This window comes from Sphingomonas sp. (assembly GCF_035758555.1).
GTDB lineage: Bacteria > Pseudomonadota > Alphaproteobacteria > Sphingomonadales > Sphingomonadaceae > Sphingomonas_B.
Genome location: NZ_DASTXI010000022.1, coordinates 1 through 13,352, shown reverse-complemented (window position 1 = coordinate 13,352; position 13,352 = coordinate 1). Strand labels below are relative to the sequence as shown.

At 66.9% G+C, this 13,352-nt stretch carries 13 protein-coding genes; 4 read left to right on the top strand and 9 right to left on the bottom strand.

Features of this window, described 5'->3' with window-relative positions:
- Nucleotides 1-63: 63 nt before the first annotated feature.
- The 4 genes from VFT73_RS01175 to VFT73_RS01160 form a co-directional block, all read right to left on the bottom strand.
- Nucleotides 64-1,389: an amidohydrolase gene (locus VFT73_RS01175; protein WP_414712765.1), complete on the bottom strand. Its 1,326-nt coding sequence runs from the start codon at nt 1,387-1,389 to the stop codon at nt 64-66.
- Between the two features lie 109 nt (nt 1,390-1,498).
- Nucleotides 1,499-2,128, bottom strand: a complete 630-nt coding sequence (locus VFT73_RS01170; RefSeq protein ID WP_326408288.1) for a DUF4893 domain-containing protein — start codon at nt 2,126-2,128, stop codon at nt 1,499-1,501.
- Between the two features lie 59 nt (nt 2,129-2,187).
- Complete coding sequence (locus VFT73_RS01165) at nt 2,188-2,973, bottom strand: 3-hydroxybutyrate dehydrogenase (RefSeq protein WP_326408286.1); 786 nt, start codon at nt 2,971-2,973, stop codon at nt 2,188-2,190.
- Between the two features lie 9 nt (nt 2,974-2,982).
- Complete coding sequence (locus VFT73_RS01160) at nt 2,983-4,116, bottom strand: patatin-like phospholipase family protein (RefSeq protein WP_326408284.1); 1,134 nt, start codon at nt 4,114-4,116, stop codon at nt 2,983-2,985.
- Nucleotides 4,117-4,195: 79 nt separating this feature from the next.
- Between VFT73_RS01160 and ypfJ the strand changes: the two genes are divergently transcribed.
- On the top strand, nt 4,196-5,080 hold the full coding sequence (ypfJ, locus tag VFT73_RS01155) for a KPN_02809 family neutral zinc metallopeptidase (protein WP_326408282.1): 885 nt from the start codon (nt 4,196-4,198) through the stop codon (nt 5,078-5,080).
- Nucleotides 5,081-5,113: 33 nt separating this feature from the next.
- Here ypfJ and VFT73_RS01150 read toward each other — a convergent pair whose 3' ends face one another.
- Nucleotides 5,114-6,619, bottom strand: a complete 1,506-nt coding sequence (locus VFT73_RS01150) for a S10 family peptidase (RefSeq protein ID WP_326408280.1) — start codon at nt 6,617-6,619, stop codon at nt 5,114-5,116.
- Between the two features lie 103 nt (nt 6,620-6,722).
- On the opposite strand from VFT73_RS01150, the gene queF reads away from it, so the two are divergent.
- Nucleotides 6,723-7,169 (top strand): preQ(1) synthase, encoded by a 447-nt coding sequence (queF, locus tag VFT73_RS01145; RefSeq protein WP_326408279.1) that lies wholly within the window; start codon nt 6,723-6,725, stop codon nt 7,167-7,169.
- A gap of 32 nt (nt 7,170-7,201) precedes the next feature.
- On the top strand, nt 7,202-7,594 hold the full coding sequence (locus tag VFT73_RS01140) for a thioesterase family protein (RefSeq protein ID WP_326408278.1): 393 nt from the start codon (nt 7,202-7,204) through the stop codon (nt 7,592-7,594).
- Here the strand turns inward: VFT73_RS01140 and VFT73_RS01135 are convergent.
- From VFT73_RS01135 to VFT73_RS01120, 4 genes are all read right to left on the bottom strand, one after another.
- Entirely contained in the window at nt 7,559-9,490 is a 1,932-nt protein-coding gene (locus VFT73_RS01135; RefSeq protein ID WP_326408277.1) for an OPT family oligopeptide transporter, read from the bottom strand. The genes VFT73_RS01140 and VFT73_RS01135 overlap by 36 nt on opposite strands.
- A gap of 77 nt (nt 9,491-9,567) precedes the next feature.
- The gene (locus VFT73_RS01130; RefSeq protein WP_326408275.1) at nt 9,568-10,524 is read right to left on the bottom strand and encodes a PEPxxWA-CTERM sorting domain-containing protein; all 957 of its coding nucleotides are present in this window, start codon (nt 10,522-10,524) and stop codon (nt 9,568-9,570) included.
- A 124-nt stretch (nt 10,525-10,648) separates the two neighbouring features.
- Nucleotides 10,649-11,293: a hypothetical protein gene (locus VFT73_RS01125; protein ID WP_326408273.1), complete on the bottom strand. Its 645-nt coding sequence runs from the start codon at nt 11,291-11,293 to the stop codon at nt 10,649-10,651.
- An 11-nt stretch (nt 11,294-11,304) separates the two neighbouring features.
- The gene (locus VFT73_RS01120; RefSeq protein ID WP_326408290.1) at nt 11,305-12,912 is read right to left on the bottom strand and encodes a helicase HerA-like domain-containing protein; all 1,608 of its coding nucleotides are present in this window, start codon (nt 12,910-12,912) and stop codon (nt 11,305-11,307) included.
- Between the two features lie 255 nt (nt 12,913-13,167).
- Between VFT73_RS01120 and VFT73_RS01115 the strand changes: the two genes are divergently transcribed.
- The coding region (locus tag VFT73_RS01115; RefSeq protein ID WP_326408272.1) for a hypothetical protein at nt 13,168-13,352 on the top strand (185 nt) is incomplete at its 3' end.

Genomic DNA, 13,352 nt, shown 5'->3' with positions numbered 1-13,352 from the left:
GTCGAGGGGCGATGGCTGAGAGTCCGAGCGTGCGCCCCTCGACTACGCTCGGGACGAGCGATGCTACTTTTTCTCGAGTAAATTCATCGCAGCCGTCACCATAGCCTCGCTCCCGGTCGCGATCACCTTCTCCGCATCGGGCGCCCAGAAAGCGCTGTGCAGCGACGGCAGCTTGGCGGTGTCGCCCTTGGCCGCATCCCATTTCGCCTGCGGCACGCCGCCGACCCAGAAGATCGTCGACTGGATGTGCTCGGGATCGGCTTCGCGATATTCGGGGAAATCCTCGCTGACCATCACCGGCTTGGCCTGCTGCACCCGGTCCTCGCCGAAGCGCGCCTTGAAGGCGGCGCCGAGCCGATTGGTCAGCGGTTCGTCGTTATAGGTCGAGATACCCGACGTACCGAAGGTCGAGACGACCGGCATCAGATCCTCGGGCATGCCGGCGGCGATCGCCTCGCCGCGCGCGATCCGCTTGATCCCGTCCAGCAGATGCTGGCGCGTCTCCTTCGAATAGCTGCGCACGGTCAGCTGCAATTTCACTTCGGAAGGAATGATGTTGTGCTTGGTGCCGCCATGGATCGAGCCGACCGTCACCACGACCGCATCCTGCGGGTCGATCTCGCGCGACGCCAGCGTCTGCAGAGAGGTGACGATCCGCGCGGCCAGCACGATCGGGTCCTTGGTCGTCGCGGGGGCGGCGCCGTGCCCGCCGACGCCTTTCACCAGAATGTCGATCGAATCGACCGCCGCCATCGCGTAGCCCGGCGTATAGCCGATGCTGCCCGCCGGCCCGGACGCGGAATCGTGGAAGGCGACGACATATTGCGGCTTCGGGAATCGGGTGAAGAGCCCGTCCTTCAGCATCGCGGTGGCGCCCGCATTGATCTCCTCGGCCGGCTGGCCGATCATGATCAGCGTGCCCGACCAGCGGTCCTTCATCGCTGCCATCCGCCGCGCGGTTTCGATCCAGGCCGTCATGTGGGTGTCGTGGCCGCAGGCGTGCATCACGGCCGTTTCCTGGCCGTCCGGGCCGATCGCCTTGACCTTGCTGGCAAAGGGCAGGCCGGTCTGCTCGGCGACCGGCAACGCGTCCATATCGGTGCGCAGCATCACCACCGGACCCGGGCCGTTCCGCATCACCGCGACGACCCCATAGCCACCGACGCCGGTCGTCACCTCGAATCCCGCCTTTTTCGCTTCGGCCGCGAGAATGGCGGAAGTCCGCTTCTCCTGTCCCGAAAGCTCCGGGTTCGCGTGCAGGTCGCGATAGATGGCGATCAGCCCCGGCATGTCCTTCGCGATATCGGCACGGACGCTGTCGGGCTGGGCGAGGGCAGGGGCGGCGAAGAGCAGCGGAAGCAAGGCAAGGGCGCGCACGGGTTTCTCCAGATGATTGCCCAATCCCGTTCGGGCTGAGCTTGTCGAAGCCCCACCTTTCTTTCCGGCATTGGACAAAAGAACAAGGGAGGCCTTCGACAAGCGCAGGCCGAACGGCGTTTTATGAGCCAGACTTAATGGTGGCGGGCACCAGCTCGATCACGTCCATCACGCTTTCATAGTGCGGGTATGGCAGGATCAGCCGCCAGCGGCCGTCGCCCAGATTTTCGATGGCGCCGACCATGTCGCGTTCGGCATCGCGGCCATAGTCGATCGCGCGCTGCTCGTCGCCCAGCACCAGCGTTCCCAGGAACACCAGCTTCTGCCCGCCATCAAGGATCACGCCGACCGGCCGCTGCGATCCGGTCAGCTTGCGGAAGCTCGCAATCCCGGCTTCGTCGGCGATCCTGCAATCGAACGCCGGATAGGTGACATAGGCGAGCCCGCCCTTGCCCTTGGCACCCAGCTTGATCACGCGGCAGCGATAGTCGCCGGCGGGCGGCCCGCCTCCGGCCACCGCGGCGTCGGGCTCGAGCAGCCGGCCTTCGCGCGCGATGTCGGCTGCATGGCCGCTCGCCTTTGCTTGAGCCAGCCCCTCGACAAAGGCGGTGCGCCACCGGCTCAGCCGTTCGCGGTCGGCGGGCGTGGCCACGCGGCGCCAGTCCAGCGACAGTTGAGCGGCGGCTGTCACGCGGTCTTCATGCGCGCATGCGCCCAGCGCGAGCGCCGCAACCAGCCAAGCCTTGTTCATGCGACCCTCTCGTTTCCCGCGAGCTTATCGCGCGCGGGCGAGAGCGCCAGCGGAAAAGCTCAGGCCGCCGTCCAGCCGCCGTCCATCGACAGATTGGCGCCGGTGATCTGCGCCGCCTCGTCGCGGCACAGGAACAGCGCCAGCGCGGCGACCTGCTCGGGCTGAACGAATTGCTTGGTCGGCTGGGCCGCCAGCAGCACGTCGTTCATCACCTGCTCGCGGGTCAGGCCGCGGGTGCGCATCGTGTCGGGGATCTGGTTCTCGACCAGAGGCGTCCAGACATAGCCGGGGCTGATGCAATTGACGGTGATGCCGTGCGTCGCGGTCTCCAGCGCGACCGTCTTGGTCAGTCCTGCGATACCGTGCTTCGCCGCGACATAGGCGGACTTGTTGGGGCTAGCGACCAGCGAATGGGCGGAGGCAGTCGAGATGATCCGCCCCCAATTCTTGGCCTTCATGTGCGGGATTGCCGCGCGCATCAGGTGGAAGGTCGAGGACAGGTTGATCGCGATGATCGCATCCCATTTCTCGACCGGGAATTCGTCGACCGGCGAGACATGCTGGATGCCGGCATTGCTGATCACGATGTCCGGCCCGCCGAGCGATTCGGCGCAATCGCCGACCATCGCCGCGATCTCTTCCGGCTTCGACATGTCGGCGGCCGAATAGCGGGCCTCCGCACCGCTCAACGCCGCCAGGTTCGCGCGCTCCGCCTCGATCGCTTGCGCGTCGCCGAAGCCGTTGATCATCACCGCCGCGCCCTCGCCGGCAAGCGCCTTCGCATAGGCGAGGCCGATGCCGGAGGTGGAGCCGGTGACGATCGCGGTCTTGCCTTTGAGGAACATGCGGAACTCCTATTTGCGGGTAAGATCGAAGGCCGCGGTCCGGCCGTCGACGATGTTGCGGGCGAGCAATTCCGCCTTGTCGATCGTCTCCATGACGGCGGTGTGGCCTGCGGCCCAATGCTCCGTCATCGAGCGGGCGGAGAATTCGTAATCGCGCGATCCGCCTTCCCAGGCGGATGCGCGGTAGATCAGCTGGACGACATTGACGGGTTGCTCGGCCGCCTGGGCGCGAAGCGCCTCGACATCGGGATCGTCCTTCAGCTCGGCCGGCAGCTTGCGAAGCACGCGGCGGACCAGTTCCCGTTCCTTGCGGAGCTTCATCAGCTGGTTGCTGACCTGCCGCGTCCGGCTGGAATAGCGGATTTCCTTCTCGCGCGCGAAGACGTCGAGGATCGTGCGCGGCGCCGGGCCGGCGGCCGGAAACAGGTCGACCTGGAAGACCAGCATCGGCTCGCTCTGCGTGTCGAGCACGTCGGCGAGCGGCGTGTTGGAGACGATGCCGCCATCCCACCACAATTTGCCTTCGATCTCGACCGGCGGCAGGCCCGGCGGCAGCGCGCCCGAAGCCATGATGTGGCGCGCGTCCAGCCGCTCCTTGCGGTTGGAGAAATAGCGGAAATTGCCGCTCTCGATCTCCACCGCACCGACGGATAAATGAACGGGCCCGTCGTTCAGCAGCGTCCAGTCGATCAGCCGGTCGAGGGTCTCGGCAAGAATGGAATTGTCGTAGAAGCTGAGCGCGCCGGGCGTGCCGGGGGCGGCGAAGACCGGCGGCACGAAGCGTGCGCCGAAGAAGCCGGGGACGCCGGTCACCGCCACGAACGCCGCCGACCATTCGTGCACCAGCTCGCGCCAGTGATCGTCGCCCGGGATCGGAAAGCTGGGCAGCCAGCTTGTCACCAGTTCCCAGAATTCGCGCAGGCGGGCGACGCGGCGCTCGGGCAGGTTGCCGGCCAGGATCGCGGCGTTGACCGCGCCGATCGATATGCCTGCGATCCGGTCGATCTCGATCCCCTGCGCGTCGAGCGCTTCGTAGACGCCGGCCTGATACGATCCCAGCGCGCCGCCGCCCTGCAGCACCAGCGCAACCTGATCCGGCAGCGGCATTGCCGCTCGCCTGCGATTCGGTCCTGCATCCGCCATATCGCTCCCGTAACCTTGTGAGGTAAGGCAGAGCAACCGATTGCTCGGACGATCATTGAGACGGCGGAAGGGACTTCACATGCGCCTCGACGATTACCGGACCAGCGACAATGTCGGCGATCAGCGCGGGCAGAGCTTCGGCGGCGGCTTCGGCGGAGGCGGCGGGCTCGGGTTGATCCTCGGCCTGGTCGGCAGCCGCTTCGGCATCGGCGGGGTCGCCGTGGTGCTGATCGGCGCCTGGCTGCTGGGCCTGTTCGGCAGCGGTGGCGGACAGCAGTCGATCTCGCCTCAGGAGCAGGCCGGCGGCAAGACCGCGGCGCAGATCTGCTCGGTCGACGCGGCCAGCCGCTTTTCGTGCCAGGTGCTCGCCAGCACGGAAGACACCTGGGGCCGCATCTTCCAGCAATCGGGCGCGCGCTACACGCCCACGACCCTGATCTTCTATTCCGGCCGGGGCCAGTCGGGCTGCGGCGCGGCGCAGTCCGCGATGGGCCCGTTCTACTGCCCGACCGACAAGAAGGTGTATCTGGACACCGACTTCTACCGCGAGCTGTCGCAGCGCTTCGGCGCGGCCGGCGATTTCGCCCAAGCCTATGTGATCGCGCACGAGGTCGGCCACCACGTGCAGGACCTGCAGGGCACGCTCGAACAGGCGCATGAGCTCCAGGCCCGCTCCGGCGAGGCGGAGGGCAACGCAGTCCAGGTCCGCGTCGAGCTGCAGGCCGATTGCTATGCCGGCGTCTGGGCGGCCGCCAACCGCAATCGGCTGGAGCCCGGCGACGTGGAGGAAGGCATGCGCGCCGCCCACCAGATCGGCGACGACGTGCTCCAGCAGGCAAGCCAGGGCCGCGTCGTCCCCGAAAGCTTCACCCACGGCACCGCGGAGCAGCGGATGGCGTGGCTGCGCAAGGGCATCCAGACCGGCGACCCCGCCCAGTGCGACACGTTCAGCGGCGCGATCTAGGCGGGGTGTAAGGGTTCGGCAGAAACGAGCGCCTTACCGGCTGCGGATGAACGTCCGGATATCGTTCGCCAGCTTGTGGCGATCCTCGTCTCGGACGTACATCATATGGCCCGCATCGTAGTAATGGAACTGGATGCGGTCCTGCGGGAAGCCGGTGCGGGTCAGCGCATATTCGGCGCCGTAGAAGGGCGTCGCGAAGTCGTAATAGCCCTGGCCGACGAAGATGCGCAGACCACTATTCTCGCGCAGCGCCTGGCCAAGATAGGGCGCGACCGACTTGTAATAGGTGCCGTCGCCGCGGTCGCCCAGGTCCCAGTCCCAGGGCTGGACCGATCCGATCGTCACATACGAGCGGTCGGACTTGAAGCCGAGGTCGCTGCGCACATAGGCATTGATCGCGGCGGTATAGCCGCCGTCGATGCCGTAGAAGCTCGGATCATTGTCGAAGCCTTCGCCGGCATTGTCGCGGTCCTTGCCGGTGTAGCGGCTGTCCAGCCGGCCGACGACCAGCCCGCGATCGCGCAGCAGCTCCTTCCAGAAGCGGCCCGGCGACACGCGCAGGTCGGTGCGCTCGACATATTGCTCCGACAGGCCGGTGTAGCGCGCGACCTTGGCGCGGATCGCGTCGCGCTCCGGTCCGGTCAGTGCCTGGCCTTTCATCAGCGCGGTGATGTATTCGCCCGACGCGAATGCCTTCGCCTCGGCAACGAACTCGGCGACCGTGGCGGGCTTGTTCGGCACCTTGTCGTGATACCAGGCGACAGCGGCCATCGACGGCAGGGCGATCACATAGGCCATGTCGTTGCCCTCGACCTCGGCTTGCGCGCCGAAATCGAGGATCGTCGAAATGAGGATGATGCCGTTCAGCGAAACGTCGTTATAGCTGCCCTCAAGCTGGTGCGCGACCGCAGCGGAGCGGGTGGTGCCATAGCTTTCGCCGCCCAGGAACTTCGGGCTGTTCCAGCGGCCATTGTCGTTCAGCCACAGCCGGATCACCTGGTTGATCGACTTGGCGTCCTTGGTGACGCCCCAGAATTCCTTCGGATCGGTCTTGCCCAGCGCATGGCTGAAGCCGGTGCCGACCGGATCGATGAAGACGATGTCGGTCACGTCCAGCAGGCTGTCCGGATTGTCGACCAGCGGATAGGGCGGGGCGCCGTCGTCGGTGCCGTTGGACGGAATAGCGACCCGCTTGGGCCCGAACGCGCCCATGTGCAGCCAGACGGAGCCGGAGCCCGGACCGCCGTTGAACAGAAAGGTCACCGGTCGCGACGGATCGCGCGGTTCCTTGACGTAGCTGTAGTAATTGATCGCGGCGCGCGGGGTGCCGTCCTCCGCCTTCAGATAGATTTCGCCGGCGGTGGCGGTGTAGTTGATCTTCTGCCCGCCGAACGTGCCGCTGTGGTGCGTGACGACCACCTGCGGCGGCGGGATTTCGCCCACGGCCTTCTCGGCCTTCGCGTCGTCCTTGGGCTTGTCCTGCGCGAGCGCAGGGGCGGAGAGCAGCGCGGCGGCTGCCAGCAGAAATGCCTTGGTCATGGTCCCTCCCGGTTTGCGGGCGGTGGTAGGAAGAAGCACGCGCTTCGACAAGCGCTTGCCGAACCGGCTTGGGAGATCGTCGACGAACGACTAGATGGCGGCCATGAACATCACACATCTCGGCCAGCCGTCGAAGCTTCCCGAGCGCCCGGAGGACGCGGTGCTCGATTATGTGCCCAACCCGCGCCTCGGCCGGCCCTATCTGGTCCGCTTCACCGCGCCGGAATTCACATCGCTATGCCCGGTCACCGGCCAGCCCGATTTCGCGCACCTGGTGATCGACTATGCGCCGGACGCAACGATCGTCGAATCCAAGTCGCTGAAGCTGTTCCTGGCCTCGTTCCGCAACCACGCCGCCTTTCACGAGGATTGCACGGTCGGCATCGCCGAACGTCTGTTCGCGGAAATGAAGCCGCACTGGCTGCGCATCGGTGGCTACTGGTACCCGCGCGGCGGCATCCCGATCGACGTGTTCTGGCAGTCGGGCGAGCCGCCCGCCGGTCTATGGCTGCCGGACCAGGCCGTCCCCGGCTACCGCGGCCGCGGGTGACTCTCCGCTGACATTCGTGTAAGCTGCTCCGCATGAGTAGCGCCGTTTACGATCACCGGATTCGCATCCTTCCCGCCGACATCGATTTCATGGGGCACGTCAACAACGCGCGCTATCTGAACTGGGTGCAGGAAGCGGTGATCGATCACTGGCGCCGCTTTGCCCCGGCCGAGGAAGTCGCGGCCAAGCTCTGGGTCGCGCTGAAGCACGAGATCACCTACCGCAAGCCGGCATTCCTCGACGATCAGGTGGTCGCCAGCGTGGTGCTGGAAAAGGTGGACGGCGCGCGCGCCTTCTACGCGACGCTGATCAAGCGCGGCGAAGACGTGCTCGCCGAGGTCAAGTCAAGCTGGTGCTGCCTCGATGCGACCACGCGGCGCCCGGTGCGGCTAGCCCGGAACGTGATCGCCCGTTTCCTGGGCTGACGCGGCGCGCGCCGTGCGGCGATAGAGCCACACCGCGATCGCCGCGAACAGGATCGGCGCGACGATCAGCGCGGTCGGTTCGAAGCTTTCCGGCGTGACGCGCAGCGGGGCGCTGCTGCCGGTGGCGACGACCAGTCCGGCCAGCGCCACGCCGAACAGGCTTTCGCCGACGATCAGCCCGGTCGCGAGCAGCACGCCCATCCGCTCGGCGCCTTCGGGATCGCGCTGGCGGTGCGCCCAGCGGTCGTAGAACCATCCTCCGACCGCGCCGACCACGACCAGCAGGCTGGTCTGCATCGGCAGGTAGATGCCAAGGCCCACTGCCAGCGGCGGCAGGCGCCAGCCGAGGCGGGGCCGCCCGGCAAGGGCGAAGTCGATCGCGACGATTACGGCGCCCGCAATCGCGCCATAGCCGATCATCCGCCAGTCGAGCGTGCCGCCGAGCACGCCCTGCGCCAATGCCGAGATCAGCGCCGCTTGCGGCGCCGGCAGCGCGTTCGGTCCCGCGCCCGGCGCACCGGCAAAGCCATAGGCCTGGTTCAGCAGCGACAGCACCGGCGGGATCACCAGCGATCCGAACAAGACGCCGAAGATCAGCGCGACCTGCTGCCGCCACGGCGTCGCGCCGACCAGCTGCCCGGTCTTCAGATCCTGGAGATTGTCGTTGGAAATGGTCGCGACGCCGAACACGACCGCCGTCACCGTCAGCGCATAGACGACCAGCGGCCCGCTTTCGCCGCTCTCGCCCGCAACCGCGCCGACCAGCAGCGCGGCGGCAATGATCGACAGGATGCCGACCCCGGAAATGGGGCTGTTGGACGCCCCGATCAGCCCGGCCATATATCCGCACACCGCCGCGATGAACGCGCCGGCCAGCACCACGAACACCAGGCTGCCGCCGATCACCAGCGCTTCGTTGCCGATCGCGCCGATCTGGGTGCCCAGCAGCACGCCGATCAGCACCAGCGCGGCGAGCGTCGCAACCGCGACGATGCCGATCGGAATGTCGCGCTCGTGCAGCGGCAGCGCGCCGCCGCTGCCCTTGCGGTGCGCGGATGCGGCGAGGGCGGAGCGGATGCCGCCGACGATCGGGCCCAGGATGCTGAGCAGGGTCCAGATCGCCGCGACGCCGATCACGCCGGCGCCGAAGAAACGCACCTGATCGCCCCACACCGTCAGCGCGATGGTTTCGGCCGGGCCGGGCACGCCGTAGGTCAGGATCGGCACCGCGACCGCCCAGCCGATCAGGATGCCGACGCCGATCGCGACGCCCACGGACAGTCCGACCAGATGCCCCGCGCCCAGCAGCGCGAACGACAGGCCCGCCGAAATGCCGGTCGCGCCGCTGCCGATGCGAAAGAAGGTCGCGGCCTCGGCCAGCGCGATCTTCATCGCCGCGAGGAGCGCATAGCCGGCGGACGCCAGCGCGCCCGTCGTGATGATCTTCAGTCCCGCCCGGTTGCCGCTCTCCCCGACCTTCAGCACCTCGGCCGCGGCAACGCCTTCCGGGTAGGGCAGGTGGGTGTCGACGACCAGCGCGCGGCGCAGCGGAATCGAGAACATCACGCCCAGGAATCCGCCCAGGAAAGTGATCAGCGCCGTCGTCCAGAACGGGAAGTCGGTCCAGGCGCCGATCATCACCAGCCCCGGCAGCACGAAGCAGATCGCCGCCAGCGTGCCGGCCGCCGACGCGACGGTCTGGACGATATTGTTTTCAAGGATCGTGCCGTTCGCGAATGCGCGCAGCAGCGCCATCGAGATGACGGCGGCCGGGATCGACGTCGCGAAGGTCAGGCCGACCCGCAGCCCCAGATACACGTTGGCGGCAGTAAACAGCAGGGTGATGACGCCGCCCAGGATGATGGCGCGGACGGTGAGTTCTCGGCTTTGGGTCAAGGACGATCCGTGATCAGGTTGGATCCGCAGCCTTAGCGCCCTCGTTTGCGCAGGGATAGAGCGCCGACCCCTGGCGATCAGGCGAAGGCCGCCGCTGCCCTGCGGCCGCGAACCGCGGCACCCGTCACGCCGAAGCCCAGGATGAGCAGCGCCCAGGCCGCCGGCTCGGGCACGGCCGCCCCCGGCTGCAGGGTGAACGCCAGACGGGTCGTGTTCAGCTGATTGTCGCCTGGGTCGCCGGCGACGCCGGCCGCACGGGTGTAGAGGCGCGTGAAATTGTCGCCGCTGCTCGTATAGAAATTATAATCGAACGGCGCGTTCGCGACGGAAAAGCCGACGCCGCTCAGCGTGAAATAACCTTGGTCGGCGAACAGGTAATTGTCGGTCGGTTCCCCGCCGAAATTGGCGCCGGTCGGCAACAGCGACGTGATCGCGGCGCCGTTGAAGCTCCCCGAAATTCCGGTGATGGTGTAGGCTTGCCGTCCGCCGACCGTCGTTGTCCCGCCCGTCGTCGTGAACGTGCCGGCGGATGCCTGGCCGCCGCCCGAAGCCGTGAAGGTGAACGTCCGCGACGCAGGCACGATCTCGTCCAGCGTGAAGGCCAGTTGGGTCGTGTTCAGCTGATCGTTGCCGGGATCGCCGGCGACGCCGGCGGCGCGCGTGTAGAGGCGCGTGAAATTGTCGCCGCTGCTCGTATAGAAATTATAATCGAACGGCGCGTTCGCGACGGAAAAGCCGACGCCGCTCAGCGTGAAATAACCCTGGTCGGCGAACAGGTAATTGTCGGTCGGTTCCCCGCCGAAATTGGCGCCCGTCGGCAACAGCGACGTAATCGCAGCGCCGTTGAAGCTCCCCGAAATTCCGGTGATGGTGTAGGCATTGCGCCCGCCCACCGTGGTGGTCGTATCCGTGGTCGTGAACATGCCGGCCGATGCCTGACCTCCGCCCGATGCGGAGAAGGTGAACATCGCTGCGGACGCAGGCGCAGCGGCAGCCAGGCCGATCATGCCCGCCAAGATCGCGACAAGTCTCATGAGCCGCCCCCAATTTCGCGGTTTGCACTGCAGCCGGAACAAGGCCGACTATAATGGCTTACAACACAGGTTAAAACTGAAATATCCGCCGATTGTCCTGTTCCGGGACGGGCTCCGCTCGGGATTATCCGCCGCTCTTGCGGAACAGGATCGTGCGGCCATGGCGCTGCATCACCAGCACATCGCCGTCGATGCCGAGCGGTTCCTTGTCTAAGGCAGCGATGCCGAGATCGTTGGGCTCGAAGCGGAACACGATCGAATGGCCGCCGGGCGTCAGCGCATAGGCGGGAAGGGGCTGCTCGAAGACCGGCAGGTCCGGCACCAGCGCCGCGACCGTCTTGCCGGGCGGCACCGGCAGCCGTCCGTCCTCGTCCACCTCGACAAAGGCCGGCGCGCTCGCGCCTTCATACGTCACCGCCATCGTCAGCGACGATCCTTGAAGCAGGTCGGGATCGGACAGCGCGACATGGATGGAGCCATCCGCCGCCGGCTTGTCGCTGACCACGGCAAAGCGCGGCGGCTTTGGTTTCGGTTCGGTGGTCAGCAGCAGCTTGCCGTCCGCCTCTACCCATCGCCCCTGCGCCTGCTCGTCCAGCGCGCCATAGCTCAGCGCATAGGCCAATTTCCCGTCCGGCCGCAGCACCAGCCGCGCCGCCATTTCGGCCTGCGACCCATCATAGACGCCGTGCATGACGGCCGCGGCGGCGGGCGAGCCAAAGGGCAAAGCCGCGAATACCAGTGCCGCCACCTGGGGGTAGATCGGAGCCAACCCCGCCGACCTCACCGCAACAGATTCCCCAGCACGCCGCGCAGCAGCCCGCCGACCAGCCCGCCGTCGGAGCGGCGCCGGCTCGTGCCGCCGAACACGGCCCGGCCCAGCTCGTTAGCGACCTGCCGCCCGATCGAGGACGAGGCGGAACGCGTCGCCGAGACGATGATCTTGTCCATCATGCCCGGCTTCGCCGCCTCGCGCTCGGCGGCGATCCGGGCGCGTTCAGCCTCCTTCGCCTGGCGCGCGTCCTCCCTGGCCTGGAGCGCCGCCGCTTTCTCGGCCTCGGTCTCGGCCTTGGCGGCCGCCGCCGCCGCGGCCGCCTCTTGCGACTTGGCGGCGAGCAATTCCTCCGCCGACTCGCGGTCCACGACGGCGTCGTACTTCTTCCCCACCGCGTCAGTCTCGCGCAGCACGCCGCGCTCGACCGGCGTCAGCGGGCCGACGCGCGAGGCGGGCGGCTTGATCAGCGTGCGCTCGACCGGCCTTGGCGCCCCGTCGGCTTGCAGCAGCGACACCAGCGCCTCGCCGACCTTCAGCTCGGTGATCGCCTTCGCCACATCGACGCCCCGATTGGCGCGGAACGTCTCGGCGGCGGCGCGGATCGCCTTCTCGTCCTTGGGCGTGAAGGCGCGGAGCGCATGCTGCACGCGGTTGCCGAGCTGCGCGGCGACCGTATCGGGCACATCGACCGGGTTCTGGGTGATGAAATAGACGCCGACGCCCTTGGACCGGATCAGCCGCACCACCTGCTCGACTTTCTCCAGCAGAGCCGGAGGCGCCTCGTCGAACAGCAGATGGGCCTCGTCGAAGAAGAAGCAGAGCTTGGGCTTGTCCGGATCGCCGATCTCCGGAAGCTGCTCGAACAGCTCGGACAGCAGCCACAGCAGGAAAGTCGCGTAGAGCTCCGGGCTGGCCATGAGCTTGTCGGCGGCCAGGATATTGACGACGCCGCGGCCCTCGTCGTCGGTCGCGATCAGGTCGGCGATCTCCAGCGCCGGCTCGCCGAAGAAATGCTCGCCGCCCTGGGACCGAAGCTGGAGCAGCGAGCGCTGAATCGCGCCGATGCTCTGCTTCGAGACATTGCCATAGGTGACGGTCAGCTCGTCCGCGCGTTCGGCGCAGTGGCTCAGCATCGCCTGCAGGTCGTCGAGGTCGAGCAGCAGCAGCCCGTCCTTGTCGGCGACATGGAAGGCGATCGTCAGCACGCCTTCCTGCACTTCGTTCAGTCCCATCAGCCGGGCCAGCAGCAGCGGGCCCATTTCGGACACGGTGGTTCGGATCGGATGGCCCTGCTCGCCGAACAGGTCCCAGAGCTGGACCGGATTGTCGGCATAGGTCCAGTCGGTCATGCCGATCTCGGCCGCCCGCGCTGCAAAGGCTTCGTGCGACTTCGCCATCGGCGAACCGGCCATGCCCAGTCCGGCCAGATCGCCTTTCACATCGGCGACGAAGGTCGGCACGCCTGCTTTCGAGAAGCCTTCGACGATACCCTGAAGCGTCACCGTCTTGCCGGTGCCGGTCGCGCCCGCGATCAGTCCGTGCCGGTTCGCTCGTCCGAAATTGAGGATCTGAGGCTTCCCGCCACCCTGCCCGATGAAGATGCCCTCGTCCGCCATGCGCTGGGTGTAGCGGGGAGCATGATCACGTAACAAGCCTCTCCCCTTCAGGGTGGAGGGTCGGCGCGCGAAGCGAGCGGGGAGGGTAAACAGATCAGTCGTTCTTGATCTTCAGCGCGCCGGCGCGTTGCCGCGCTGGATCAGCATCAGCACGGTGCCGCGCCCGGCTCATCTGGACCGTTTCGATCTGATCGTGATCACACGTATGTTGTAAAATGGTAGCTAAATGTCGAGCGGGAAAAGGAGATGTAGTCCATGCCTATGCTCGGAAGGAAAATCGCGCTCTTCTCCAGTTTGGTTGCGACCGCCTTCGTGCCGCCTGCCTTCGCCAGCGCGTTGTCGGTGAAATCAACACCCCTGAGCTATGGCTGCGCTCCGCCCTGCGTCGATGTGACGAACAGACCGGACGAGGGATGTCTGTGCCCAGCCAATTATGATCA